The following is a 24101-nucleotide window of genomic DNA, read 5'->3' on the forward strand; positions in this document are numbered from 1 at the left end:
CGGGCTGTTAGACAGGTGGGGTGCGGATCTCCCGGCTTCCCCTCGACGAGCAGACCGCGGCCGTGCGGGCCGTGCTGGAGACCGACCCGGTGCTGGTCCGGGTGCTCGGCGGGGCCCGCGCGCTCGGCCTGCCCGGCTGGTGGCTGGCGGCGGGCGCGGTCGTCCAGGCGATCTGGAACCACGTGACCGGACGTCCGGCGGGCTACGGCGTCAAAGACTATGACCTCATCTATCACGATCCGTCCGACCTGTCGTGGGAGGCGGAGGACCGCGCGATCAGGGCCGGGCGCGAGCTGTTCGGCGACGTGCCGGTGGAGATCCGCAACGAGGCCCGCGTCCACCTGTGGTACGAGCGCCGCTTCGGCGTGCCGTGCCCGCCCTACGACAGCTCCGAGGCCGCGATCGACTCCTTCCCCAGCACCACGAGCGCGATCGGCGTCCGGCTCACCGCGTCGGGGGCGTGGCGGGTCTACGCCCCTTACGGCGTGGCCGACGCCTTCAACCTCGTGCTGCGTCCCAACCCCCGGCAGGCGCCGCGCGAGGTCTACGAGGCCAAGGCGGCACGCTGCGCCGAAGCCTGGCCCGAGCTCACCGTGCTCCCCTGGTGCCCGCCGGGGCCGTCCAGCTAGCTGAGGTCGGCGAGGTCGGCGATGGCCGCGACCGGCCCGCCGCCCGACGGCCCCTGGTGCACGGCGGCCACCGAGACGAACACCGCGGGGTCGCCGGTGACCGAGGCCGCCACCCCGCCGACGGCCGCCTTGATCTGCCGGTGCCAGTGCACGTCGGAGTCGTCCAGCATGATGTTGCGCCGCCCGCGCACCCGTCCCGACGGGTCGGCCTCGCACTTCATGAACACGTTGACCAGCCGCCCGCCGAGGTCGGCGGGGCGGGGGCGGTCCGGCAGCGGCAGCCCGGAGTCCCTGATGGCCGCCCAGATGCCGTCGGCGTCGAGCGCGTCCTTCATGACGCTGTGCCCGATGCGGTAGCGCCCGCCGATGCCGCGCACGTTGCCCACCAGCACGATCTGCGCCCGGTCCAGCTCCACCCCCGACGAGCACGAGGCCACCGACGAGTACAGCGACAGGTCCTTGTGGATCTGGTCGGCCCTGGGCATGTCGATCTCGCCGAGCGCGACGGCGATGCCGAGCGCGGTGGTGGAGTTGGACAGGTCCATCGACGGGCCGGTCTCCTCGATGGCGGTGTCCTGGCCGCGGCTCCTGGCCTCGGTGATGGTGGCCAAGGTGAGCAGCGGCGTCTTGGTCTGCACGTAGTGCACGTCGCGGGGGTCGTCGATGCCGGCGATCTTCATGGCCTCCCGCACCCCGGCGGCCACCTTCTCCACCATCGCCGGACGGCCGATGTCCTCGGGCAGGATCACCTCGCTCATCGCCACGCCCACCGACAGGCGCGGCTCGTCGCTGGGCGGCGCGTCCGCCGTGGTGGCGAAGACGGTGGCGTGCGGGCTGAGGACGCCGTCGGTGCCGCCCGACCACACCAGCGGCACGCTCTCGGGGGACGGGTGCCCGTGCTCGGCCAGCACCTCGCGGAAGGCCCGGTCGGCCAGGATGCGCGTGTAGTCGTTGACGCCGCCGTTGCCCTCGGTCTTGCCGATCACCGCGAGCACCCGCCGCGCCTCGATCACCCCGTCCTCGATGAGCCGGGACAGCCCGGAGGCGTCGGTCACGCTCTCGATCGGCACCTTTCGCACTTCAATCGGGTCCGGCATGCGTTGCCCCTTCTCCAGTACCGGCTTCCCCACCGTCGCGACGCTAGCCGAGCGGCCCGGCGGGGTTCATGGGCAATGTCTGCCCATGAACGGCCGCGGCGATGTCAAGGTGCGCTGGCCGGTCAAGCTCTCGGCGGAACCTTGAAGCAGACAAAAGGGCCGAAGGTAGTGTTCCTGGATGTGATTCGCGAAGCCCACGTCAACGGCATCAAGCTCGTCTACCGCGAGGAGGGCGACCCCGCCGCCCCGCCGCTGGTCCTCGTCCACGGCAGGACCGCGAACCACAACGACTGGAACGGCATCACCCGGCACTTCGCCGCCCGTCACCACGTCCTGGCCCCCGACCTGCGCGGCCACGGGGCCAGCGACCGTCCGGGCGAGTACGCGGTGAGCACGATGGCCGAGGACGTCGTGGCGCTCCTCGACCACCTGGGCCTCGACCGCGTCCGGCTGATCGGGCACTCGCTCGGCGGCATGGTCTCCTACCACGTGGCCATGCGCCACCCCGGGCGGGTCGAGCGGCTGGTGCTGGAGGACGTGCCGGCGCCGTACCCGATCGAGGGACGCCAGCCGCTCGTGGAGGACGACTCCACCGGCTTCGACTGGCGGATGATGCACCAGACCGAGCCGTACATCGCCGACCCCGACCCGGCGCTGGCCGCCGAGCTGGGGAAGATCACGGCGCCCACGCTGGTGGTCTCGGGCGGACGGCTGAGCCCGTTCGACGCCCCCGGGCTGGCCCGCCTGATCCCCGGCGCCGAGCTGGTCACGATCGAGGCCGGGCACCTCGTCCACGCCACGGAACGGGCCGCCTTCCTGGCCGCGGTGGACGCCTTCCTGGACCGGTGAGCCCGGGCAGGTCCGGACCTCTATGCTGGTCGTCCCCCCACGAGTCACGGAGACCCGCTGTGTCCAGCCCCCCACCGGCCCCCCGTCCCGGCATGACCCCGGAGCGGGTCGGGATGTTCAGCGACGCGGTCTTCGCGATTGCTATCACGCTGCTCGTCCTGGAGATCCCCCGTCCGGCGGAGGGCGACTTCCGTGACCTCGCGGGCTTCCTGAGCCATCACCAGGGCTCGTTCGCGGCGTTCGCGCTGGCCTTCCTCATGCTGTGGTTCAGCTGGCGGGCCCACCACACGCTCTTCGACCAGCTCCACCGGGTCTCCCAGCCGGTCCTGCTGCTGCACGTGCCGCTGCTGCTGTGCTCGGCGTTCCTGCCGTACACGATGAACCTGTGGAGCGAGATGTCGGCGGCCGACATCGACGTGCAGGCGTCCAAGGGGCTGGCGCTGGCGCTGTTCGCCGGGACGGAGGCCGTCCTGATGTTCTGCCAGGGCGCGCTGTTCACGCTGGCCCTGACGCAGGGGCTGCTCAACGCCGGCGCGAGCAGGCGGCGCATGGCCACCTCGGCCTGGGTGTACTGGGGCTGCGGCGTGCTGTGGGCGGTCAGCGCGGTCCTGGCCTTCGGCGTCGGGGAGAACTCCACGTTCCTGTGGATGGCCACGCCGGTCGTGGTCGCGGTCATCGTGCTCGTCCGCAGGCGGCTCGCGCCCGGCGCGGTTCAGCCGGATGTCACGGGGCAAACGTGACCTCAATGTCACAAAGATCCGCCAAGGTGAAAAGGTGCGAACGAGGCTCAGCGATCACGTAAGGGAACGACTGGGCACGTTCGGTCTCATGGCGCCCTCGATCGTGCAGTGCGCGGTGGGCGCGGCGCTGGCCTGGATCGTCGCCGTCGACCTGCTCGGGCACGCCCGGCCGTTCTTCGCCCCGATCTCCGTGCTGATCTGCGTCGGCGTGGGGCTCGGGCAGCGGCTGCGGCGCGTCGCCGAGCTGGTGGTGGGCGTGAGCCTCGGCGTCGGCGTCGGCGACCTGCTGGTGTCCTGGATCGGCTCGGGCCCCTGGCAGCTCGCGCTGGTCGTCGGGCTTGCCATGGCCGTCGCGCTGCTGCTCAACGGCGGGGCGCTGTTCGTCGCGCAGGCGGGCTCGTCGGCGGTGCTGGTGGCCACGCTGCTGCCCGGCGAGAACGCCGGCGGCCTCGACCGCATGGCCGACGCGCTCACCGGGGGCGTCATCGGCGTCGCGGCGGTCGCGCTCATGCCCGCCAGCCCGTTCACGATCGCCGCCAAACACCTGTCGGGGGTGCTGGACGCGCTGTCCACCGTCCTGGAGCAGGCGGCGGAGGCGATCGAGAAGCGGGACGTCGACCTGGCCGCCGAGGCGCTGGACGAGGCGCGGACGACGCAGGCCGCCGTCGAGGAGTTCGCGATGGCGCTGGAGACCAGCAAGGAGATCACCATGATCTCGCCGCTGCACTGGCATCGCCGGGCCGCCCTGGCCCGGTACGAGACCGCCGCCGTCCCCGTCGACCTGGCCCTGCGCAACGCCCGGGTGATGGTCCGCCGCACGCTGGCGGCGCTGGGCGAGGCGAGCCCGCCGCCCACGGCGCTGGCCGAGGCGATGCGGGAGGTCTCGGAGGCGGCGCTGCTGCTGCAACTGGAGCTGGCCGCCGGGCGCGATCCCCTGCTGGCGCGGCAGGCGCTGCTCGCGGTGGCCGGTCGCGAACGGCCCGAGCGGCTTGGCTTCTCGGCGCACGTCATCATCGCGCAGCTGCGGTCGATCGCGGTGGACCTGTTGCAGGCCACGGGCCTGGAGCACGAGCAGGCCAGCCAGGCGCTCACGCCGCTCGACGAACCCCGGAGCAGCTAGCACCCCCGCGCACGCCGAAGGCGGGCGCCCGTACGGGCGCCCGCCTTCGCGGTTCTTGCGGTCACGCGGTTCTTGCGGTCACGCGGTTCTTGCGGTCACGCGGTTCTGCGGTTCGCGTCTTCGCGGTTCCGCGGGGAGGTCAGACCGTCTGGAGCGCGGCCTCGGCCTCCAGGGTCGCGGCGGTGGCGTTGATCACGGCGGCCACCCGCAGCGCCTCCTGGACCTGCTCACGCGGCATCCCCGCGCCCCGCAGCACCTGCTCGTGCGACTCCAGGCAGCGGCCGCAGCCGTTGATCGCGGAGACCGCCAGGCACCACAGCTCGAAGTCCGTCTTGTCCACGCCCGGGTTGCCGATCACGGTCATCCGGAGCCTGGCCGGCAGCGTCGCGTACGTCTCGTCGCCGATCAGGTGGGTGGCGCGGTAGTAGACGTTGTTCATCGCCATGATCGACGCGGCCGCCTTGGCGGCGGTGAACGCCTCGGCCGACAGGTGGTCGGCGGCGTCCTGCGAGAGCTCGGCGATGACCCGCGCCGACCTGGTGGCCAGGGCGCACGCCAGGACGGTGCCCCAGAGCTGCTGGTCGGTCAGCGACGAGGTGGTCGTGACCGAGCCCAGGTTGAGCCTGGTGTCCTTGGCGTAGTCGGGCAGGAGCGACTTCAGGGTGTCGACGCTCACTGGGCCAGCAGCTTCTGGGCGTCGAGGCCGGCCTCGCCCTTGTTCCAGTTGCACGGGCACAGCTCGTCGGACTGCAGCGCGTCGAGGACCCGCAGGACCTCCTTGACGTTGCGGCCCACGGAACCGGCGGTCACCATCGAGAACTGGATCTCGTTGTTCTGGTCGACGATGAACGTGGCGCGCTGGGCGACGCCGTCCTGGCCGAGCACGCCGCAGGCCTGAGACAGCTCGCGCTTGATGTCGCTCAGCATCGGGAAGGGCAGGTCGCGCAGGTCCTCGTGGTTCTTGCGCCAGGCGTGGTGCACGAACTCGGAGTCGACCGAGACGCCGAGCACCTGCGCGTCACGGTCGGCGAACTCGCCGTTGAGACGGCCGAACTCGGCGATCTCGGTCGGGCAGACGAACGTGAAGTCCTTCGGCCAGAAGAACACCACGCGCCACTTGCCCTCGTAGGTCTTGTGGTTGATCTCAGCGAACGCCTTGTCGGGGTCGAGGTCGACGCAGGCGGTGAGTTCGTACTCGGGGAAGCGGTCACCGACGGTGAGCAAGTTCCTACTCCTTCGGAGGAAGTGCGGGTCAGGGCACCTACGTTGCCGCACCTACCATTGATTCGAGAAATCGAGTAGTTGGACCAATCTGAGAGGTGATTCCTATCAGTGAGCCCATGCCCACCCTCGCTCAGCTGCGCTCCTTCCTCGCCGTGGCCGAGCATCTCCACTTCAGGGAGGCGGCGACGGCACTGAAGATGAGCCAACCCACCCTGTCCGGAAATATCTCCTCATTGGAGGAGATATTGGACACACAGTTGCTGGAACGGACCACCCGGAAGGTGCTGCTCACCTCCGCCGGCGAGCGCGTGGCCGAGCACGCCTGGCGGGTGCTGGCCGCCGTGGAGGACCTGATGGGCGAGGCCGCCCAGAACCGCGAGCCCTTCAGCGGACCGGCCCACCTCGGCGTGATCCCCACCGTGGCGCCGTACGTGCTGCCCGCGCTGCTGCCCATGTTCGCCCAGCGCTTCCCGCAGCTCAAGCTGACCGTCCACGAGGCCAAGACGGACACGATCCTGGAGGAGGTCCGCGAGGGGCGGCTCGACCTGGTCCTGCTCGCCCTGCCGACGGACGTGGGCGGCCTGGTGGAGGCGCCGCTCTACGACGAGGAGTTCCTGCTGGCCCTCCCCCACGACCACCCCCTGGCCGCCGACTCCGCGCCGCTCGACCGCGACGCGCTCAAGGGCCTGGACATCGTGCTCCTCAACCAGGGCCACTGCCTGCGCGAACAGGCCATCGACGTGTGCCGCGAGGTGGGCGCGCGGGCCACCGCGACCACGTACGCGACCAGCCTGCCCACGTTGGTGCAGCTCGTGGCGGGCGGCCTCGGCGTGACGCTGCTGCCGGAGTCGGCCGTGCCGGTGGAGACCGGCAAGCGGGTACGCCTGGCGCTGCGCCGCTTCGCCGCCCCCGCCCCCGGCCGCACGATCGGCCTGGCCTACCGCGCCTCCTCGGCCCGCGTGGCCGAGTACGACCAGCTCGCCAAGGCCGTCCGCACCGCCATCCGCCAACGCCGCCTCCCCGTCAAGCTCACCTCGTGACCGCGTCAGCGGGGGACGAGGTGGAAGAAGGAGGCGTCGGCGGGGGTGGGGGTGGGGTCGGAGAGGTCGTCCAGGCGGGTGGTCGCCTCCGGGGGGAGGGTGAGGTCGAAGGCGGCCAGGTTCTCCCGTAGCTGCCGTACCGAGCGTGGCCCGAGCAGCACCGACGTGACGCCGGGACGTCCCGCGACCCAGGCCAGGGCGACCGCGGCCGGGTCGGCGCCCAGGCCGGCCGCGACCTCGGCCAGCCCCTCGGCGACGGCCAGGTTGCGGTCGTTGAGCAGCGACTGCGCCCAGCGGGCCGCGCCGGGCATCGCGGCGCCGAGCAGGCGGCCCATGCGGCTGTCCGGGTCGGGGATCTCGCCGCGCCGGTAGCGGCCGGTCAGGACGCCGCCGCCGAGCGCGCCGTACACCACCGCGCCGAGGCCGAAGCGGGCGCAGGCGGGCAGGATCTCGTCCTCGACGAGCCGCTGGAGCAGCGAGTACTGCGGTTGCAGGCTCACGAACGGCGTGCCGCCCACCCGCTCCGCGGCCCACTGCGCCTCGACGATCTGCGCGGCGGTGAAGTTGGAGCAGCCGAGGTAGCGCACCTTGCCCGAGCGGACGAAGCCGTCGAGGGTGGCCATCGTCTCCTCGATCGGCGTGCCCGGGTCCCACTGGTGGCACTGGTAGAGATCGATGTAGTCGGTGCCGAGGCGGCGCAGGCTGGCCTCCAGGGCGCGGGTGAGGTGCCGTCTGGACAGGCCCCGCCCCTCCGGGCCGACCGGCATGGCGCCCTTGGTGGCCAGCACGACCCACTCGCGCCTGCCGCGCAGCGCCCGGCCGACGATCTCCTCGGTCTCGCCCCGGTGGTAGAGGTCGGCGGTGTCGATGAAGTTGCCGCCCGCGTCGAGATAGGCGTCGATGACGCGGCCCGCCTCGGTCGCGTCGCCCGCGGCCAGGCCGTGCTCGGTGCCGAAGTTCATGGTGCCGAGGCAGGCGCGGGAGACGCGCAGCCCGGAACGTCCCATGGTGTGGAAGTGCACGAATGCCCCTAGAATCGGAATGACTGTTCCGCTTGGATGCCGGGAACGATACGGAACAACGGTTCCGGATGTCAACGCGAAGGATGTCAACGCGAAGGATGTCCGCGCGAAGGATGTCCCCGAAGGATGTCGACGTGAGGAGGGCCCATGCGTGCCGACGCCCGGCGCAACCGCGCCCGCGTGCTGGAGGCGGCCGAGGTCGTGCTGGCCCGCGACGGGCTCGACGCCTCGATGCGCGAGATCGCCGCGCTGGCCGGCGTGGGCGTGGGGACGATCTACCGCCAGTTCCCCACCAAGGAGGCCCTGTACGCGGCGATCGTGACCGACCGGCAGGAACGGCTGGCCGAGATGGCCGAGGAGCTGGCCGGCGCCGCCGACGCCGGAGCGGCCTTCTTCGAGTTCTTCGACCGCATCGTGGCCTACTCGACCGTCAAGAAGATCCTGGTGGACGCCCTGGCCAGCGCCGGCATCGACGCCAAGGCGGGCGCGCCCGACATCAGGGGCGCGATCGGCGCGCTGCTGGAACGGGCGCAGCGGGCGGGGGCGGTGCGCGCGGACGTGGGCATGGCGGAGCTGCTCGCCCTGCTCAGCGCCGCCTGCCTGGCGGCGCAGCACCACAACTGGAGCGACGACCTGCGGGCCAGGGCCCTGGCCGTGCTGTTCGACGGCCTGCGCGGGCCCGCTTCTGCGACAGGCGGCTGAGCCCGGCTACCCCTGCGACAGGCGCTTGAGCCGGGTCACCGCCTCGTCGATGACCTCGTCCTTCTTGCAGAAGGCGAAGCGGACGAAGTGCCGGCCGCGTTCGGGGTGCTCGTAGAAGACCTGCGTGGGGATGGCCACCACCCCGGCCAGCTCGGGCAGGCGGCGGGTGAGCTCCAGGCCGTCGGTGAAGCCCAGCGGCCGGATGTCGGTCTGCACGAAGTACGTGCCCGCCGGCCCGAACACCTCGAAGCCCGCCGCCGCCAGCCCGTCCATCAGCCGGTCGCGCTTGTCCTGGAGCCCGGCGCGCAGCGCGGCCACCCACTCCAGCTCGGTGCGCAGCCCGTACGCCACCGCGAGCTGCCAGGGCGCGCTCGCGGTGAAGGTGAGGAACTGCTTGACCGTGGAGACCGCCCGCACCAGCTCGGGCGGCGCGCACACCCAGCCGGTCTTCCAGCCCGTGACCGAGAACGTCTTGCCCGCCGAGGAGATCATGACCGTGCGCTCGCGCATGCCGGGCAGCGTGGCCAGCGGGACGTGCTCGACGCCGTCGAAGGTGAGGTGCTCGTAGACCTCGTCGGTGATCGCGATCAGGCCGTGCTCCTGGCACAGCTCGGCGATGACCGTCAGCTCGTCCCTGGTGAAGACCGTCCCTGTCGGGTTGTGCGGTGAGTTGACCAGGATCGCCCGGGTGCGCGGCGTGACGGCGGCGCGCAGCTCGCCGGGGTCGAAGGTGAAGCGGCCGTCCACCGGACGCAGCGTCACCGCCGCGAGCCTGGCCTGCGCCAGCGCGATCGAGGCCGCGTAGGAGTCGTAGTACGGCTCGAACGCGATCACCTCGTCGCCCGGCTCGCACAGCGCCAGCACGCTCGCCGCGATGGCCTCGGTGGCGCCCACGGTGACCAGCACCTCGCCCGCCGGGTCGTAGTCGAGCCGGTAGTGGGCCATCCGGTGCTCCGAGACCGCCTGCCGGAGCTCCAGCACGCCGGGCCCCGGCGGGTACTGGTTGGCGCCCGAGGTGATCGCCTGCACGGCGCGGTCGAGCATGGCGGCCGGGCCGTCGGTGTCAGGGAAGCCCTGTCCGAGGTTGATGGACCCGGTCTGCACGGCGAGCGCGCTCATCTCGGCGAAAATCGTCGTGCCGAAGGCGCGCATCCTGGAAACAAGTGGTTCGGTCACGCCCCCACACTATTAGTCTCGTCTCGTGATCATCCGGGTCGTGCTAGCCCTCGCCCTGAGCGTTCCCCTCGTCACGCCTGACACGCCCCCTCCCCTGGAGGCCGCGCCCTGCCCGGTCGTCGTGCCGGAGCACACCGTCTGCGGGTTCCTGCTGGTCCCCGAGCGCCGCGACACGCCGGGCCGGACCGTCAAGGTCGGGTACGCCGTGCACACCTCGACGGCCCCGGGCCGCAGACCCGACCCGATCGTCTACATGGGCGGCGGGCCGGCGTCGTCGTCGTTGCAGCTCACCGGCTTCCTGAGCCAGATGTTCCCCGACCGAGACGTGGTGACGATCGAGCAGCGCGGCGGGAAGTACTCCCGTCCGGTGCTGGGCTGCCCCGAGACGGCCGAGGCGCTGCTCGGACGGCTGCGCAGGCCGCCCGCCGACGTGGGCGCGGCGGCCCGGCGCTGCCGCGCCCGCCTCCAGGAGCAGGGCGTGGACCTGCGCGGCTACAACACCAAGGAGATCGCCGCCGACGTGGTCGCCCTGCGCCAGGCGCTCGGCCACCCCTCCTGGAACCTGTTCGGCGTCAGCTACTCCACCCGCGTCATGGCCGACGTCGCCGCGGCCGACCCGCAGGGCGTGCGGTCGGTCGTGCTGGACTCGTTCCTGCCCGAGTCCGTGGCCTGGTACGACGACGCCGACCGCAACCTGCGCGACACCGTGGCCGCGCTCGGCGCGGGCGACGCCTTCGACCGGCTGGTGGCCCGGCTCAACCGCTCGCCCGCCCGGGTGCCGACCACCGATCCGCTGCTCGGCCGGCCGTTCACGGCGACGATGTCCGGCGACGACGTGGCCACCGTGCTCGCCGAGGCGCTGCACGAGGCGGACGTGTCGGCCGTGGCCCCCGCGCTGGTCGGCGGGCTGGCCGAGGGGCACGACGAGCTGCTGCGGCCGCTGGCCGACGCGGTGGGCGAGGGGCTGGTGTCGCACGAGTTCGGGCTGTACCACGCGGTGCAGTGCCAGGACGAGGTGCCGTTCAACACCTTCACCACCAAGTCCCGACTTTTCACGGTAAATGCGGACAAGGCGGTGTGTGATGCGTGGCAACTTCCCAAATCCGTCCCCGTGAACGCCGTCCCCAAGGTCCCCGTCTACGTCGTCGGCGGCGACCAGGACCCCACCACCCCCGCCAGGACGGCCGGGCCCGCCGCCAGGGCCATCCCCGGCGCCCGGTTCGAGACGTTCCGCGGCAGCCACGCCGTCTTCCTCACCAGCGCGTGCGCCAGGAAGCACATCGCCGAGTTCGTCGAGGCCCCCGGCGGCGTGTCGCCGGGGGCGTGCGAGCCCGACCCGGCCCAGCCGCCCACGCTCCGGCTCGCCGACACGCACGTCACCGGCGCGCCTTACCGGATCTCGCAGGCGCCCTGGCTGGCCGCGCCGTTCGCGCTGTTCGCGCTCGTCGCGCTGGTCCAGCTCGGGGCCGGCGCGCTGCGCGGCAGGGCGGTGACCGCCTTCGCGGGGCTGGCCGGGGTGGCGTTCGCCGGGCTGACCGGCCAGGCCCTCTACGGGATGGCGAGCAGGAACGAGACGGCCCTGGCCGTCGGCGTCCCGGGCGCGGTCGCCGGTCTGTACACGTGGATCGCGGTGGCCTCGGCCGTGCTGAGCGTCGCGGCCCTGGTCCACGCGCGGCGGTGGCCGCACCTCGTGGCGGCGGTCGCCGGCGCCGGATTCCTCGTATGGTGGTTCACCTGGTTCCTGTGAGGCGCATCCGCGAGCTGGACGCCCTCCGCGGCTTCGCGGTGGGCGGCATCATGCTGGTCAACACCTGGCAGCACGCGAGCCACGTGCCCTACACCGGCATCGACCGCGCGATCGAGGCGCTGTTCCAGAGCCGCTTCTACCCGATCTTCTCGCTGCTGTTCGGCATCAGCTTCGTGCTGTTCCTCGACCGTTCGGGGAGCCGCTGGGCGCTGGCCCGCCGGCTGGCCTGGCTGGCCTGCTTCGGCCTGCTCCAGCACACCTTCTACGAGGGCGAGGTGCTGACCGACTACGCCCTCTACGGCCTGGCGGTGCTGCTGCCGGCCTCGTTCCTGCCGGGCGGCCTGCCGGTGCTGGCGCTCGGCGTCGTGGCGACCGTCTGGGCCGCCTGGCACGGCGCGGGCCCCTCGCTCATCCCCGGGCTGTTCCTGGTCGGCATGGGCCTGATGCGGCTGCGCCCGCCGCGGAGCCTGCTGGCCCCCGTGTTCGCGGCCTCGGCGCTGACCTCCCTGGTGCTGACGGTCACCTGGGCGGGCGTCGCGGAGACGCCGGGGGCGGGCGACTGGACCGTCTACAGCGTGGCCGCGCTGTCGGGGGCGGCGGCGTACGCCACCGGGCTGCTGCTGGCGCTGCGGCCGTGGTCGTCGGCCCTGCTGGAGCCGCTGGGCCGGATGGCGCTGACGAACTACGTCACCGGCACGGCGGTGATCGCGCTGTGCACGGTCCCGCTGAAGACCGGCGCGACCCGCTGGCCGGTCCTCGCGGTGGCGCTGACGACCGTGGTGGCGCAGACGTTGTTCAGCGGCTGGTGGCTCACCAGGTTTCGGTACGGCCCACTTGAGTGGATCTGGCGGTGCCTGACCTGGTTTCGACTGGTGCCCAACCGGTTAGAGTCGGGCCGTGACCACAATCGCCCTCTGCCAGATTCCGGTCTCTCCTGACCCGGCCACCAACCTCAAGAGGGCCGGGGAGGCGCTCGCCCGCGCCGAGGGGGCCGACCTGGCGATCTTCCCCGAGGCCACGCTCACCCGCTACGGCAGGCGCGTCACCGAGCTGGCCGAGCCGCTCGACGGCCCGTTCGTGTCGGGGCTGGCGGAGGCGGCCCGCACCCACGGCCTGGCGGTGATCGCCGGCGTGTTCGAGCCGGGCGAGGGCCCGGCCGGCGCCAAGGTGCACAACACGGCCGTGGCGATCGGCCCCGACGGCGAGATCAGGGCCGCCTACCGGAAGATCCACCTGTTCGACTCCTTCGGCTCCAAGGAGTCCGACATGGTGGCGCCGGGCGCCGAGCCGACCGTGGTCGAGCTGGCCGGGCTGCGCGTCGGGCTGGTCACCTGCTACGACATCCGCTTCCCCGAGCTGACCAGGGCGCTGGTCGACAAGGGCGCCGACCTGTTCGCGGTGATCGCCGCCTGGGGGTCGGGCCCGCTGAAGGAGGACCATTGGGTCACGCTGGTCCGCGCACGGGCCCTGGAGAACACGATGTGGACGGCCGCCGTCGGCCAGGCGCCCAACCCGGAGGAGTCGAAGGACGGGTTCGGCGTGGGCCGCAGCATGCTGGTCGACCCGCTCGGAGTGGTCCGGGCCGACCTCGGCACCGGTCCCGGGGTCCAGCTCGTCCGCCTCGACACCGAATGGACGGCCACCGCCAGGGCCATGCTCCCGTGTCTGGATCACCGGGTGCTCAAGGGTCAACCGACCGTAAAGTAGAGCCATGAGCGGAACGCAGATGCAGAAGGTCGTGCCGCCGCGTCTGCTCGTGCCGTACCTGTCGGGCAAGCGCACGGTGATCTCCGGCTACGTCTACCGGGTCCAGGACTGCGTCAGGCTGACCACGCCGGCGGCCCTCTACTACGGCCTCGACCTGTCCTTCGACGGCTCGGAGCTGTTCCCCGAGGTGCCCGAGCTCTACCTGATGCGCTGGCACGCCCGCGACGTCGACACCTACGCGGTGCCCTACGGCCCGCACATGGGAGGAGACTGGAGCGACGTGCCGCCGTTCGCCGGCAACGGGTTCACCACCTCGCCCGACCACGTGGTGCCACAGTTCCACACCGTGCCGATGCCGATCCCGGCGGGGGCGGAGATCGTCCACGTCACCGGCGAGGGCGAGCGGCCCTTCGCCGGCTACGACGGCCTGACCTGGCGGCCCGCCGCATGAGCGAGGAGATCACGCCGGTCGCCTCCGGCTTCGTGGCCCGCTTCGGCGAGCGTACGCTGCCGGCCGCGCTCGGCCCCGACAGCGACCAGGTCGTGCTGTTCAGCGAGGTGGAGCTCGACGGCTTCGAGCCCGCCTCGGGCTACTGGCGGCGGGTGGTGGCCAGGTCGCGGCTGGAGTGGCTGGTGCTCGTCCGCACCGTCGGCGCCTTCGGCGGCGAGCCGTGCATCGTCCTCGACGAGGACGACGACGGCCTGCACATCGCCTACACCGGCCACAGCGGCATGAAGGCCGAGGCGCTCGGCTACTGGATGGTCGACCACGGCGCGTACGAGGTGGTCGTGCCGCGCGAGGAGGTCTTCTCGATCCGGGTCGAACGCATCCCCGTGCCGTAGGCGGTCAGCCCAGGGCCCGGTAGCGGGCCAGGCGGGCCGCCAGGCGGTCGGCCGGGGGCACCGCCAGCAGCTTGGCGATCTCGTGCTCCAGCGCCCGCCCGACGCGCTCACAGAACTGCCTGGGCTCGTAGGCGGCGTCCGGCAGCTCGGGGATCACCCGGTCGACGATGCCGTCGCGCCGCAGGTCGGTGGCCCGGATGTGCTGGGCCTGGGCGATCTCGGGGGCGAAGTCGACCGACCGGTAGAGGATGGCCGAGGCGCCCTCCGGCGGCAGCGGCGACAGCCAGGCGTGCTGCGCGCACAGCACCCGGTCGGCCGGCAGCAGCGCCAGGGCCGCGCCGCCCGCGCCCTCGCCGAGCAGCAGGCACACCGTCGGCGCGTCGAGGGTGACCAGCTCGGCCAGGCAGCGGGCGATCTCGGCGGCCAGCCCGCCCTCCTCGGCCGACTTCGACAGGTCGGCCCCCGCCGTGTCGACCACGGTGACCAGCGGCAGCCCCAGCTCGGCCGCCAGGCGCATGCCGCGCCTGGCCACCCTGAGCCCGGCCGGGCCGAGCGGCGAGCGCCGGCGCTGTCTTCGCCGGTCCTGGCCGAGCACCACGGCGGGCGCCGACCCGAACCTGGCCAGCGCCAGCACGAGCCCCGGCTCGTTCTCGCCGGCGCCGCTGCCGCTGAGCGGCGTCACGTCGGTGGCGGCCAGCTTGAGCAGCGTGCGCACGCCCGGACGGTCGTCGCGGCGGGAGCGGGTGATCGCCTCCCACGCCTCCACCGGCCGCAGGTCTTCGGCGGGCGGCTCGCCCGCCACGACGCCGGCCGGCCCGGCGCACAGCACGGAAAGGGCCCTGATCGCGACCCGGCGGGCGTCGTCGGCCGACACGACGGCGTCGACCAGGCCGTGCTCGTAGAAGTTCTCGGCCACCTGGACGCCCTCGGGGAAGGGGTAGCCGTGCAGCGCCTCGAACACCCGCGGCCCGAGGAACCCGATCAGCGCCCCCGGCTCGGCCGCCGTGACGTGCCCGAGCGAGCCCCAGGAGGCCAGCACGCCGCCCGTCGTCGGGTGGCGCAGGTAGACGACGTACGGCAGCCCGGCCGCGCGGTGCTCCTGCACCGCGACGGTGATCCGGACCATCTGGACGAACGCCAGCGCGCCCTCCTGCATCCGGGTGCCGCCCGAGGCCGGGGCGGCCAGCAGCGGCAGCCGCTCACGCGTGGCGCGCTCGACCGCGGCCGCGATGCGGGTGGCCGCGGCGACCCCGACCGACCCCGCCATGAAGGAGAACTCGCAGACGACGACGGCGACCCTGCGGCCGTCGAGCAGCCCCTCGCCGGTGATCACCGACTCGTCGTAGCCGGACTTCACGCGGGCCGCGGCCAGCTCCTCGGCATAGGAGGAGCCGGGCTCCGCCGGATCGGCGGGCGGCGCGTCCCACGACTTCCACGACCCCCTGTCGAGGACCGCTTCGATCAGTGTGCGCGCGTCCGGACGGCTCACTATCGCTCCTAACGATCAACCGATGATGCCATGGTGACGCACGAGGGTACATGCCGGAGCCGGGAATTGCCGATCATCCCTCCCGCTCTTCGAGCCAGGCGAGCACGGCCTCGCCGTCCTGGCCGAGCGCGGGGGGCGCGGTGTGCTCGGCCGGGGGCAGGCCGTCGAAGCGCAGCGGCGGCCCGGGAAGCTCGATCGGGCCCAGCACGGGATGGTCCACCTCGACCAGGAGCCCCTGGGAGCGGGTCTGCTCCCAGGCGTAGACCTCGTCGATCGACCTGATCGCGCCCGCGGGCACGCCGGCCTCGCCCAGCCTGGCCAGCCAGTGGGCGCGGTCGTGGTCGGCCAGGGCCTTCTCCATGTCGGCGATCAGCTCGTCCCGGTGTGCGAATCTCTGCCTGTTGGTCGCATATTTCGCCACATCAGGGTCGATGTCGAGTAGTTTGGCCACCTTCTTCCACTGGCCGTCGTTCGCCACGGCGATCTGCAGCATGCCGTCGGCGCAGCGGAAGGCGCCGTAGGGGGCGATGGAGGCGTGGTGGTTGCCGTTGGCGCCGGGGACCTGGCCGCCGACCGTCCAGGCCGTGCCGTGGTAGGAGTGGACGCCGGTGACCGCGGCCAGCAGGGACGTGCGCACCACCCGGCCCCGGCCGGTGCGCTCGCGCTCGTACAGGGCCGCCGCCACGCCGTACGCGCCGTGGATGCCGGCCAGCAGGTCGGCGATCGAGGCGCCCACCCGGTACGGCTCCTCGCGCGAGGGCCCGGTCAGCGACATCAGCCCCGCCTCGCCCTGGGCGATCACGTCGTAGCCCGGCCGGCCGCCCTCGGGCCCGTCGTGGCCGAACCCGGTGATCGACAGGACGACCAGGCGCGGGTTGAGCTCGTGCAGGCGCTCGACGGGGAAGCCGAGCCGGTCGAGCACGCCGGTGCGGAAGTTCTCGATCAGCACGTCGCTCTGGCGGACGAGCCGCTCGACGAGCTCCTTGCCCTCGGCGGACTTGAGATCGACCGCGATGGACTGCTTGTTGCGGTTGGCCGCCAGGAAGTAGGTCGAGATGTCGTGATCGGGCCCGACGAAGGGCGGCCCCCATCCGCGCGAGTCGTCACCTCCGTCCGGATGCTCCACCTTGATCACCCGGGCGCCCAGGTCGCCGAGCATCTGCGCGGCGTGCGGCCCCGCGAGGGCCCTGGACAGATCGAGCACGACGACGTCGCCGAGGGGTCCGGGCAAGGTCAACCTCCAGCTTGCGTTGGGCCGGAAGAATATTCTCTCAGGCGGCCGTCCACCATCGCCTACCCTGGTCCGGTGAATTCCCTGGCCCGCCGCATCCAGGCACTGCCGCCCTCCTGCGGGCCCGTCCGCCTGGTGGCCGTCGACGGCCCGGCGGGCTCGGGCAAGACCACGTTCGCCGGCCGGCTCGGGGCGGCGCTCGGCTGCCAGGTGATCCACAGCGACGACTTCCCCGTCCACTGGGACGACGGCCCCGGCGCCTGGTTCCGTCTGCTGGACGAGGAGGTCCTGCAACCGCTGCGGCACGGCCGCCCGGCCGGTTTCCGCCGCTACGACTGGGTGCGCGAGCGCTACGCCGACCAGGTCGCCGTGCCGGCCGCGCCCGTGCTGGTCGTCGAGGGCGTCGGCACCGCCCGCCGGTCGGCCGCCCGCCTGCTGGCCTTCACCGTCTGGGTGGAGGCCCCCGAGGCGGTGCGGCTGCGGCGCGTCCTCGACCGCGACGGCCCCGAGCTCGAACCCCGCTGGCGGCAGTGGTTCGCCGCCGAGCGGGCCTGGTTCGCCGCCGACCGCACCCGCGAGCGCGCCGATCTCGTCGTCGAGACGTGAACCGGGTCGTCCTGCCGCCCGACTGGACAGGGTGACGGAAGGACGACATGACAGATGAGCTGCTCGTCGTACGCGCCCAGCTGGGCGAGCGCGCGGCGATCGCCGAACTCGTACGCCGCTGGCACACCCCGGTCTGGACCTACGTCCGGCGCATGCTGGACGCCGAGCGGGCCGACGACGTCGCCCAGGAGATCTGGGCGGCCGTCGTGCGCGGCCTGCCCCGGCTGCGCGCCCCGGGACGGTTCACGCCCTGGTTGTTCACCATCGCCCGCCGGGCGGTCACCGACCGCCTGCGCGAGGAGTACGCGCGGGCCGGGAGCGCGGCCGAGCCGGAGCCGGTGACCGGCGACCCGGCCGAAGCCGTCGTGGACCGGGCCGGCCTGGTCGCCGCCCTGTCCGCACTGCCCCTTCCCGAGCGGGAGATCCTCGTCCTGCACTACCTGGAGGACCTGCCGGTCGAGGAGTGCGCCCAGATCTGCGGCATCCCGGCGGGGACCGTCAAGTCCCGGCTCAGCCGCGCCCGCCGCCTCCTGCGCGACCACCTGAAGGAGATCGACCAATGACCGATGAGCCGCGCCTGACCGCCGACCAGATCATCGAGCGTCTCGAACCGTCGCTGTCGCCGTGGCGGCGCGTGCGCGCGCTGACCGCCCTGCTGGCCGGGGCCGCCGGGACGGTCTTCGTCTGCGCCCTGTGGTGGACCGAACCCGGCCCGCTGCCCGGCCGCACCCACCTGGCCTTTGCCGCCCTCACCGCGTTCTGCCTGGCCTGGGCCTGCTACGGCGGCTGGCTGAGCACCCGCAGGACGCCGCTGTTCGCCCGCGACCGGGTGATCGCCGGCTGGATCGCCCTGGCCGCCGCCCTGCTCACCACCGCGCTCGTCGCCGCCGTGGCCCCGGGCGCGCTGACGCTGGGGCTGGCGTTCGTGGCGGTGAGCGCCGCGCTGACCGGGCAGGCCCACGCGCGGCGGGCGCGGCTGCTGCGGCTCAGGCGGGATCTAGGTGGGTGACGTCGTTGAACGCCACCACCTCGAACCCCGCGCCCGCGGCCCGCCAGACCGACACCGACGCGTTCAGCACCGGCGCGAACCGCAGGACGTCGGCCAGGTCGGCGTCGTCCCGCCCGGCCATGACGTGCCGCAGGCCCAGCACCACCGAGTCGTGGGCGACGATCAGCACCCGCCGCCCGTCGGCCGCCGCGCGCAGCCCGTGCAGGAAGCTCTTCAGCCGGACGACCACGTCGGCCAGCGACTCGCCGCCGGGCGGACGGTAGGCGTAGGGGCCCTCGGCCCGCATCCGCCGCACCTCGCCGGGGAACCGCTCGCCGATGGCGGCCAGGTTGAACCGCGCGAAGTCGCCCGACTCCTGGTCTCTGAGCCGCTCGTCCACGGTGACCGGCAGCGCGCCGGCGCCCCAGGTCTCCTGGGCGGCCTTCCAGGTGTCCAGGGCCCGCAGGTAGGGGGAGCACCACACCTCCTCGGGCGCCTCGCCGGCGGGCAGGCCGGCCAGCCTCCGGCCGAGCGCCCGCGCCTGGAGCAGGCCGAGGTCGGTGAGCGTCACCTCGTGGTCGCCCCGCTCGTAGACCAGTGGCCGGTCGCCGGCCTGCGCGTGCGCCAGGTTCGCCTGGCTCTCCCCGTGGCGTACGGCGACGATCCGCGAAGGTCCCATGCCCGCCATCCTCGCATCCGGACGCCGTACCTCGCCGGAGCCGCCGGACCGGACCGTCGTAGGGTGATCCTCATGACTGAAGTCGCACTTCTGGGAACCGGGCTCATGGGCGCTCCCATGGCCCGCAACCTGCTCAAGGCCGGTCTGCCGGTCAGGGTGTGGAACCGCACGCGGGACAAGGCCGAGCCGCTGGCGGCCGACGGCGCCGTCGTCGCCGGCTCCCCCGCCGAGGCGGTCGAGGGCGCCGACGTGATCGTCACGATGCTCAGCGACGGCGACGCCGTGCATGACGCGATGACCGCCGCCGCGCCCGCGCTGCGCCCTGGCCAGGTGTGGGCGCAGATGAGCACGGTCGGCGTGGCGGCGGTCGGCCGCCTGGCCGCCCTGGCCGCCGAGCACGGGCTGACCTTCGCCGACGCGCCCGTCCAGGGCACCAAGCAGCCGGCCGAGCAGGGCACGCTGCTCATCCTGGCGGCCGCCCCCGAGCCGGCCAGGCAGGCGCTCGCCCCGGTGTTCGACGCCGTCGGCTCGCGCACCCTGTGGCTCGGCGAGGACGGCGCCCAGGGCACCGGCACCAAGCTCAAGATGGCCGCCGTCAGCTACGCGATCTCGATGACCGGCATCGTGGCCGAGGCCCTGGCCCTGGCCAAGGGGCTCGGCCTCGACCCCGGCCAGGTCCGCGAGGTGATCACCGGCGGCCCGCTGGACAACGTCTACTTCCAGGCCAAGTCGAAGGCCATCCTGGAGGGCGAGTTCGAGCCGTCCTTCACCGTGCACAACGCCGAGAAGGACACCCGGCTGATCACCCAGGCCGGCGAGTCGGCCGGGGTGCGGCTGGACATGGTGGCGGCGGCCGGCGAGCGCCTGCGCCGCGCCGAGGCGCAGGGGCACGGCGACCAGGACATGGTGGCCACCTACTTCGCCAGCTTCGACAAGGAGTAGTCCTCGCCGGTTCGCTAGAGTTCGTCCACCTCCGCGAACGTCCTGCCGCCGGACAGCCTCGGGTAGCCGGGGCCGCGGTCGAAGAAGCGGTCCGCGGGCGGGCGGAGGCGGGCGCGCAGCTCGGCGGTGCCGCGCTCGTCGATGCGGTCGCCGTCCAGGACCACGCCGTAGTCGCCCAGGGCGCCGGCGATCGAGACCTTGCCGTCGCGCACGTCGGCCGCCACGGCCCGCGGGTCGCGGTCGTAGGGGGATCCCCAGCCGCCGCCGCCCGTGGTGCGGATGCGGATCAGGTCGCCGGCCTGGACGGGGTGGTCGTCCACCAGGCCGTCCATCTCCTTGCCGGCGATCTCCACCCGGAACGGGCGTCCGGCCAGGCCGCCGTTGACGCCCCAGCACGACAGGATCGACCGGTCGGCGATCGACATGTAAGACGCGTCCCGCAGCATCCTGATGTGCTTGTCGTAGCCCAGGCCGCCGCGGAACATGCCGGGGCCGCCCGAGTCGCAGGCCAGCCCCAGCCGCTCCACCCGGAAGGGCCAGCGCGCCTCGGCGAACTCGACCGGGATGTTGCGCGAGTCCGGGACGACGTGGATGGTGTCCTCGCCGTCGGCGTACCAGCGGCCGCCCGAGCCGCCGCCCAGGACCTCGCGCATCAGGTACGGCGTGCCGTCCGCGTCGCTGCCGTACACGCCGGTGTAGCGGATGGTCTCCTGGTCGGCGGGCATGCGTCCGCCGGTGGCCTTGGCCAGCACCCCGGCCAGCACGCCGAGCAGGCGCAGGATGACGAACGTGCGGGCGTTGGTGGGCGCCGGGAAGACCGGGGTGAGCAGCGTGCCCTTCTCCGGGAAGACCATGTCGATCAGCGGCACGACGCCCTCGTTGACGTCGAGCTCGGCCATGCGCTCGGGCGTGTCGGCGAGGTTGCGCAGCACCGGCGCCAGCCACTTCTTCAGGAAGACGCCGTCGGCGTAGTCGCCCGCGTGGTTGATCGGGCCCTTGGCCTGGGGTGAGGTGCCGGTGAAGTCGATCGTGAGCGGCGCGTCGGCGGCGTGGTCGACGGTGAGCGTGATGCGCTGGGCGTGCAGGCGGGGCTCGTCGACGCCGTCGTGCTCGGCGTAGTCCTCCCAGACGTACGTGCCTTCGGGGATCTTGGCGAGCAGTTCCCTGCGGAAGGTCTCGGTGGTCTTGGAGACGATCGCGTCGAAGCACTCCTCGACGGCCTGCCTGCCGTACCGGTCGAACAGCTCGCCGAGGCGGCGGGCGCCCATGAGGCAGGCCGCGCACTCGGCGTCGAGGTCGCCGGCCAGCGAGTCGGGCATGCGGGAGTTGCGGGTCATGATGCGCAGCGCGGTCTCGTTCGGCACGCCCTGGTCCCACAGCTTGATCGGCGGGATCATCAGGCCCTCCTCGTACACCGAGCGGGCGTGCGAGGGCATCGAGCCGGGCACCGCGCCGCCGATGTCGTCGTGGTGGCCGAACGCCTGCACGAACGCCACCACGGCCCCGTCGTGGAAGACCGGCACGGTGACGCACAGGTCGGGCAGGTGGCCGATGCCGCCCTCGGACAGGTAGACGTCGTTGTGGAAGTAGACGTCGCCGGGCTTCATCGTCTCGATCGGGAAGTCGCGCACGATCGGCTGGACGAGCGCGCTGTAGGAGCGGCCGGTGAGCTTGCGCAGCCGGGCGTCGTGGATGCCGGCGCGGAAGTCGTGCGCGTCGCGGATCATCGGGGAGCGGGCCGTACGGGCGATGGCCGTCTCGACCTCCCGCTCGACGGAGGCCAGCGTGCCCTCGACGATCTCCACCAGGATCGGATCAATCACGTCGGATCTCCACATTTCCGTATTCGTCCACCTTCGCGGTGAAGCCCGGGTGCACGGGGATCGTCGATCCGTACTCCTCGATGACCGCCGGCCCCTGGACGGTGGCCCCCGGCCCGAGCGCGGCCCGCTGGTGGATCGGGGTGTCGCGGGTCTCCTCGAAGTGCACCGGACGGACCGCGGTGGCCCCCTCCCCCGGCTTGTCGAGCCGCCGGATCGCCGGACGGGTGATGGGACCGATGCCCGAGACGCGCAGGTTGACCCACTCGACGCCGTGGCGCGGGTCGTCGCGGTAGGCGTACCCGTACAGCTTCTCGTGGGCGTCGTGGAAGGCGTCGATCACCGTGCGCTTCCAGTCGTCGTCCAGCGGGCCCGCCGGGGCCGCGACGCGCACCTCGAACGCCTGCCCGTAATAGCGCAGGTCGGCGCTGCGCACGTACACCGGGTCGTCGAAGCCCTCGCGGTCGAGCGCCTCGGCGGCCTGGCCCTCCAGCTCCTGGAAGATCTGCGCGGCGGTCTTGAGCGCGAGGTCGCGGGTGACGTACGTGCGCACGTAGTCGTTCTTGACGTCGACGGTGAGCAGCCCGAACGCCGAGACGTTGCCCGGGTCGCGCGGCACGACGACGGCGGGCAGGCCCAGGATGTCGATCAGGCGGCAGGCCAGCAGCGGCCCCGACCCGCCGAACGTCACCAGCGGGAAGTCCCGGACGTCGAGGCCGCGCTTGACGGTGAGCTGCCGGATCGCGTTGCTCTGGTTGAACGCGCTGATCTCCAGGATGCCGGTCGCGGTGCGCTCGGGGGTGAGCCCGAGCTTGTCGGCCAGCGCCTCGATGCCCTGGCGGGCGGCGTCGGCGTCGAGCGGGATCTCGCCGCCCAGCAGGTGGGGCGGGATGCGGCCGAGGAACACGTGCGCGTCGGTGACCGTGACCTCCGAGCCGCCCTTGCCGTAGCACAGGGGCCCCGGATCGGCGCCGGCGGAGCGGGGGCCGACCTTCAGCGTGCCCTCGGGCGAGATCCAGGCCACCGAGCCGCCGCCCGCGCCGACCGTGACGATGTCGATCATCGGGATCTTGCACGGGTACCGGCCGACCGTGCCCTCGGTGGTCAGGGACGGCTCGCCGTCGATCACCACGGCCACGTCGGTCGAGGTGCCGCCGCCGTCGAGGGTGATCACCGACGGGTGCCCGGCGGTGGAGGCGATCAGCGCCGCGCCGAGCGCGCCCGCCGCCGGGCCCGACAGCACGGTGGTGATCGGCTGGTTGACGACCTCGCGCTCCGACAGCACGCCGCCGTTGGACTTCATCACCGAGAACGGCATGCCGAGCCGGTTGGACAGGCCGGCGATGTAGCCGCGCATGGCGGGCTTGACCGCGGCGTCCACCAGGGTGGTGATCGAGCGCTCGTACTCGCGGTACTCGCGCAGCACGTCGCTGGAGAGCGAGATCACCGCCTCCGGGTGCTCGCGCCAGAGGATCTCGCGCATGCGGCGCTCGTGCTCGGGGTTGGCGTAGGAGTGCAGGAAGCACACGCCGACCGCGGTGATGCCCTTCGACCTGAACCAGCGCGCCGCCTCGACGGCCTGCTCCTCGGAGAAGGGCCGCACCTCGTTGCCGAGGTGGTCGAGCCGGCCGCCGACCGTCCTGACGAGGTGCACGGGGACGATCCGCGGCGGTTTGACCCAGAAGTAGGAGTTGCCGTAGCCGTCCGGCACGCTCTGCCTGGCGATCTCCAGGATGAACTCGAAGCCCTCGGTGGTGATGAACCCGAGGTTCCCGATGCGGTCTTCGAGCAGCTGGTTCGTTGCGACGGTGGTGCCGTGGACGATGGAGGCGACGTCGAGCTCGCCCAGCTTCCCGATGCCCGCGACGAACCCGTCGGCCGGGTTCGCGGGCGTCGAGGGGGTCTTGGTGGTGACGATCTCACCGGTCTGCTCGTCCACCGCCACGACGTCGGTGAACGTGCCCCCGGTGTCCACTCCGATTCGGACGCTACGCATGGCTCCTCAGCTTCGGCGCCGGCCGAGAACTTCGTCGATGACCCGGGGCGCGTTCTGGGTGCCGACGTAGGCCGCCAGGCGCACCACCAGCTCTTGGGATTTCGCCAGCTCGGCCTCGACTCTGGCCTTCCCCGACTGGCCGGCCTGCACGCCGAAATAGGCGCCGATGATCGTGCCGACCACTCCTGCCACGCCCGCGAACAGCGCGGCGAACTCACGGGTGGCGAACACGGCGGCGCCGAAGGCGATCAGGATCGCGACGATGCCCGCCACGACGACCAGGAAGCCGTACCGCCAGCGGGTGGCGTCGGCCTGGGCGGCCGTCACGTCGTCCTGTGTCAGCATCGCGTCGAGCGTCGGTGGATTGTCGGTGACCACAGTTCCTCCTGAGAGTCCAGGGGAGAAATGTCCCACGAGGTCATGGGACAAGCCAAGCCGCTAAGCTGGCCTCCTG

General features: G+C 72.6%; 26 protein-coding genes. 15 read left to right on the plus strand and 11 right to left on the minus strand.

Annotation, left to right across the window (positions count from 1 at the left end):
* Positions 1 to 20 precede the first annotated feature (20 nt).
* A complete protein-coding gene (locus ACIBQ8_RS10710) occupies positions 21 to 629 on the plus strand; it encodes a nucleotidyltransferase family protein (protein WP_397176193.1) in 609 nt (202 codons plus the stop codon).
* Here the strand turns inward: ACIBQ8_RS10710 and ACIBQ8_RS10715 are convergent.
* The gene (locus ACIBQ8_RS10715) at positions 626 to 1726 is read right to left on the minus strand and encodes a ring-opening amidohydrolase (protein WP_397191791.1); all 1101 of its coding nucleotides are present in this window, start codon (positions 1724 to 1726) and stop codon (positions 626 to 628) included. The two genes, ACIBQ8_RS10710 and ACIBQ8_RS10715, sit on opposite strands and share 4 nt — an antisense overlap.
* Before the next feature lie 180 nt (positions 1727 to 1906).
* On the opposite strand from ACIBQ8_RS10715, the gene ACIBQ8_RS10720 reads away from it, so the two are divergent.
* The 3 genes from ACIBQ8_RS10720 to ACIBQ8_RS10730 all read left to right on the plus strand — a co-directional run bounded on the left by ACIBQ8_RS10720 (position 1907) and on the right by ACIBQ8_RS10730 (position 4435).
* Complete coding sequence (locus ACIBQ8_RS10720; protein ID WP_397176196.1) at positions 1907 to 2575, plus strand: alpha/beta fold hydrolase; 669 nt, start codon at positions 1907 to 1909, stop codon at positions 2573 to 2575.
* Between the two features lie 59 nt (positions 2576 to 2634).
* Positions 2635 to 3315 carry a TMEM175 family protein gene (locus ACIBQ8_RS10725; protein WP_397191792.1) on the plus strand — a complete coding sequence of 227 codons (681 nt, stop codon included), beginning with the start codon at positions 2635 to 2637 and terminating at the stop codon, positions 3313 to 3315.
* An 88-nt stretch (positions 3316 to 3403) separates the two neighbouring features.
* Positions 3404 to 4435, plus strand: coding sequence for an aromatic acid exporter family protein (locus ACIBQ8_RS10730; RefSeq protein ID WP_397176200.1), 1032 nt, complete (start codon positions 3404 to 3406; stop codon positions 4433 to 4435).
* 139 nt (positions 4436 to 4574) lie between these two features.
* Here the strand turns inward: ACIBQ8_RS10730 and ACIBQ8_RS10735 are convergent, their stop codons facing one another.
* Complete coding sequence (locus ACIBQ8_RS10735; protein ID WP_352329931.1) at positions 4575 to 5111, minus strand: carboxymuconolactone decarboxylase family protein; 537 nt, start codon at positions 5109 to 5111, stop codon at positions 4575 to 4577.
* Positions 5108 to 5659: a peroxiredoxin gene (locus ACIBQ8_RS10740; RefSeq protein ID WP_352329929.1), complete on the minus strand. Its 552-nt coding sequence runs from the start codon at positions 5657 to 5659 to the stop codon at positions 5108 to 5110. The genes ACIBQ8_RS10735 and ACIBQ8_RS10740 overlap by 4 nt, the downstream gene beginning before the upstream one ends.
* Positions 5660 to 5775: 116 nt before the next feature.
* Here ACIBQ8_RS10740 and ACIBQ8_RS10745 point away from each other — a divergent pair, with 116 nt between their 5' ends.
* On the plus strand, positions 5776 to 6699 hold the full coding sequence (locus ACIBQ8_RS10745) for a LysR substrate-binding domain-containing protein (RefSeq protein ID WP_397176202.1): 924 nt from the start codon (positions 5776 to 5778) through the stop codon (positions 6697 to 6699).
* Between the two features lie 5 nt (positions 6700 to 6704).
* On the opposite strand, the gene ACIBQ8_RS10750 is transcribed toward ACIBQ8_RS10745, so the two are convergent.
* Positions 6705 to 7721, minus strand: a complete 1017-nt coding sequence (locus ACIBQ8_RS10750; protein ID WP_397191793.1) for an aldo/keto reductase — start codon at positions 7719 to 7721, stop codon at positions 6705 to 6707.
* A 147-nt stretch (positions 7722 to 7868) separates the two neighbouring features.
* On the opposite strand from ACIBQ8_RS10750, the gene ACIBQ8_RS10755 reads away from it, so the two are divergent.
* On the plus strand, positions 7869 to 8423 hold the full coding sequence (locus ACIBQ8_RS10755) for a TetR/AcrR family transcriptional regulator (protein ID WP_397176205.1): 555 nt from the start codon (positions 7869 to 7871) through the stop codon (positions 8421 to 8423).
* Positions 8424 to 8429: 6 nt separating this feature from the next.
* Here the strand turns inward: ACIBQ8_RS10755 and ACIBQ8_RS10760 are convergent, their stop codons facing one another.
* Entirely contained in the window at positions 8430 to 9599 is a 1170-nt protein-coding gene (locus ACIBQ8_RS10760; protein WP_397191794.1) for a pyridoxal phosphate-dependent aminotransferase, read from the minus strand.
* 40 nt (positions 9600 to 9639) lie between these two features.
* Between ACIBQ8_RS10760 and ACIBQ8_RS10765 the strand changes: the two genes are divergently transcribed.
* The 5 genes from ACIBQ8_RS10765 to ACIBQ8_RS10785 are packed head-to-tail and all read left to right on the plus strand — an operon-like array spanning position 9640 to position 13896.
* On the plus strand, positions 9640 to 11346 hold the full coding sequence (locus ACIBQ8_RS10765; protein ID WP_397191795.1) for an alpha/beta fold hydrolase: 1707 nt from the start codon (positions 9640 to 9642) through the stop codon (positions 11344 to 11346).
* Positions 11343 to 12284: a DUF418 domain-containing protein gene (locus tag ACIBQ8_RS10770; RefSeq protein WP_397176211.1), complete on the plus strand. Its 942-nt coding sequence runs from the start codon at positions 11343 to 11345 to the stop codon at positions 12282 to 12284. The genes ACIBQ8_RS10765 and ACIBQ8_RS10770 overlap by 4 nt, the downstream gene beginning before the upstream one ends.
* Entirely contained in the window at positions 12244 to 13053 is an 810-nt protein-coding gene (locus ACIBQ8_RS10775; protein WP_397191796.1) for a carbon-nitrogen hydrolase family protein, read from the plus strand. The genes ACIBQ8_RS10770 and ACIBQ8_RS10775 overlap by 41 nt, the downstream gene beginning before the upstream one ends.
* A 4-nt stretch (positions 13054 to 13057) precedes the next feature.
* On the plus strand, positions 13058 to 13504 hold the full coding sequence (locus tag ACIBQ8_RS10780; RefSeq protein ID WP_352322420.1) for a hypothetical protein: 447 nt from the start codon (positions 13058 to 13060) through the stop codon (positions 13502 to 13504).
* On the plus strand, positions 13501 to 13896 hold the full coding sequence (locus ACIBQ8_RS10785) for a hypothetical protein (protein ID WP_397176214.1): 396 nt from the start codon (positions 13501 to 13503) through the stop codon (positions 13894 to 13896). The genes ACIBQ8_RS10780 and ACIBQ8_RS10785 overlap by 4 nt, the downstream gene beginning before the upstream one ends.
* Positions 13897 to 13900: 4 nt before the next feature.
* On the opposite strand, the gene ACIBQ8_RS10790 is transcribed toward ACIBQ8_RS10785, so the two are convergent.
* Positions 13901 to 15385 (minus strand): carboxyl transferase domain-containing protein, encoded by a 1485-nt coding sequence (locus tag ACIBQ8_RS10790; protein WP_397176216.1) that lies wholly within the window; start codon positions 15383 to 15385, stop codon positions 13901 to 13903.
* 73 nt (positions 15386 to 15458) lie between these two features.
* Positions 15459 to 16616 (minus strand): CaiB/BaiF CoA transferase family protein, encoded by a 1158-nt coding sequence (locus tag ACIBQ8_RS10795; protein ID WP_397191797.1) that lies wholly within the window; start codon positions 16614 to 16616, stop codon positions 15459 to 15461.
* A gap of 75 nt (positions 16617 to 16691) precedes the next feature.
* On the opposite strand from ACIBQ8_RS10795, the gene ACIBQ8_RS10800 reads away from it, so the two are divergent.
* Genes ACIBQ8_RS10800 through ACIBQ8_RS10810 form a run of 3 tightly spaced genes read left to right on the plus strand, consistent with a single transcriptional unit; the run spans position 16692 to position 18231 of the window.
* Complete coding sequence (locus ACIBQ8_RS10800) at positions 16692 to 17222, plus strand: uridine kinase (protein ID WP_397191798.1); 531 nt, start codon at positions 16692 to 16694, stop codon at positions 17220 to 17222.
* A gap of 47 nt (positions 17223 to 17269) precedes the next feature.
* The gene (locus ACIBQ8_RS10805) at positions 17270 to 17785 is read left to right on the plus strand and encodes an RNA polymerase sigma factor (RefSeq protein WP_397191799.1); all 516 of its coding nucleotides are present in this window, start codon (positions 17270 to 17272) and stop codon (positions 17783 to 17785) included.
* Positions 17782 to 18231 (plus strand): hypothetical protein, encoded by a 450-nt coding sequence (locus ACIBQ8_RS10810; protein ID WP_397176222.1) that lies wholly within the window; start codon positions 17782 to 17784, stop codon positions 18229 to 18231. The genes ACIBQ8_RS10805 and ACIBQ8_RS10810 overlap by 4 nt, the downstream gene beginning before the upstream one ends.
* Here ACIBQ8_RS10810 and ACIBQ8_RS10815 read toward each other — a convergent pair.
* The gene (locus ACIBQ8_RS10815; protein WP_397191800.1) at positions 18209 to 18889 is read right to left on the minus strand and encodes a histidine phosphatase family protein; all 681 of its coding nucleotides are present in this window, start codon (positions 18887 to 18889) and stop codon (positions 18209 to 18211) included. The genes ACIBQ8_RS10810 and ACIBQ8_RS10815 overlap by 23 nt on opposite strands.
* A gap of 72 nt (positions 18890 to 18961) precedes the next feature.
* Here ACIBQ8_RS10815 and ACIBQ8_RS10820 point away from each other — a divergent pair, with 72 nt between their 5' ends.
* On the plus strand, positions 18962 to 19831 hold the full coding sequence (locus tag ACIBQ8_RS10820; RefSeq protein WP_397191801.1) for an NAD(P)-dependent oxidoreductase: 870 nt from the start codon (positions 18962 to 18964) through the stop codon (positions 19829 to 19831).
* 14 nt (positions 19832 to 19845) lie between these two features.
* Here the strand turns inward: ACIBQ8_RS10820 and ACIBQ8_RS10825 are convergent, their stop codons facing one another.
* The 3 genes from ACIBQ8_RS10825 to ACIBQ8_RS10835 are packed head-to-tail and all read right to left on the minus strand — an operon-like array spanning position 19846 to position 23992.
* The gene (locus ACIBQ8_RS10825) at positions 19846 to 21654 is read right to left on the minus strand and encodes a hydantoinase B/oxoprolinase family protein (protein WP_397176226.1); all 1809 of its coding nucleotides are present in this window, start codon (positions 21652 to 21654) and stop codon (positions 19846 to 19848) included.
* On the minus strand, positions 21647 to 23647 hold the full coding sequence (locus ACIBQ8_RS10830; RefSeq protein WP_397191802.1) for a hydantoinase/oxoprolinase family protein: 2001 nt from the start codon (positions 23645 to 23647) through the stop codon (positions 21647 to 21649). Before ACIBQ8_RS10830 ends, ACIBQ8_RS10825 begins: the two co-directional genes overlap by 8 nt.
* 6 nt (positions 23648 to 23653) lie before the next feature.
* Positions 23654 to 23992: a hypothetical protein gene (locus ACIBQ8_RS10835; protein WP_397176228.1), complete on the minus strand. Its 339-nt coding sequence runs from the start codon at positions 23990 to 23992 to the stop codon at positions 23654 to 23656.
* Positions 23993 to 24101: the final 109 nt, after the last annotated feature.

The sequence above is a fragment of the Nonomuraea sp. NPDC049646 genome (assembly GCF_044465525.1).
GTDB lineage: Bacteria > Actinomycetota > Actinomycetes > Streptosporangiales > Streptosporangiaceae > Nonomuraea.

Excerpts from the sequence above, each read along its gene's own strand:
- ACIBQ8_RS10830 (WP_397191802.1), bottom strand. The coding sequence starts at position 23,647 with ATGCGTAGCGTCCGAATCGGAGTGGACACCGGGGGCACGTTCACCGAC.
- ACIBQ8_RS10755 (WP_397176205.1), top strand. The coding sequence starts at position 7,869 with ATGCGTGCCGACGCCCGGCGCAACCGCGCCCGCGTGCTGGAGGCGGCC.
- ACIBQ8_RS10810 (WP_397176222.1), top strand. The coding sequence starts at position 17,782 with ATGACCGATGAGCCGCGCCTGACCGCCGACCAGATCATCGAGCGTCTC.
- ACIBQ8_RS10715 (WP_397191791.1), bottom strand. The coding sequence starts at position 1,726 with ATGCCGGACCCGATTGAAGTGCGAAAGGTGCCGATCGAGAGCGTGACC.
- ACIBQ8_RS10815 (WP_397191800.1), bottom strand. The coding sequence starts at position 18,889 with ATGGGACCTTCGCGGATCGTCGCCGTACGCCACGGGGAGAGCCAGGCG.
- ACIBQ8_RS10820 (WP_397191801.1), top strand. The coding sequence starts at position 18,962 with ATGACTGAAGTCGCACTTCTGGGAACCGGGCTCATGGGCGCTCCCATG.
- ACIBQ8_RS10745 (WP_397176202.1), top strand. The coding sequence starts at position 5,776 with ATGCCCACCCTCGCTCAGCTGCGCTCCTTCCTCGCCGTGGCCGAGCAT.
- ACIBQ8_RS10780 (WP_352322420.1), top strand. The coding sequence starts at position 13,058 with ATGAGCGGAACGCAGATGCAGAAGGTCGTGCCGCCGCGTCTGCTCGTG.
- ACIBQ8_RS10835 (WP_397176228.1), bottom strand. The coding sequence starts at position 23,992 with ATGCTGACACAGGACGACGTGACGGCCGCCCAGGCCGACGCCACCCGC.
- ACIBQ8_RS10785 (WP_397176214.1), top strand. The coding sequence starts at position 13,501 with ATGAGCGAGGAGATCACGCCGGTCGCCTCCGGCTTCGTGGCCCGCTTC.
- ACIBQ8_RS10805 (WP_397191799.1), top strand. The coding sequence starts at position 17,270 with ATGACAGATGAGCTGCTCGTCGTACGCGCCCAGCTGGGCGAGCGCGCG.
- ACIBQ8_RS10730 (WP_397176200.1), top strand. The coding sequence starts at position 3,404 with ATGGCGCCCTCGATCGTGCAGTGCGCGGTGGGCGCGGCGCTGGCCTGG.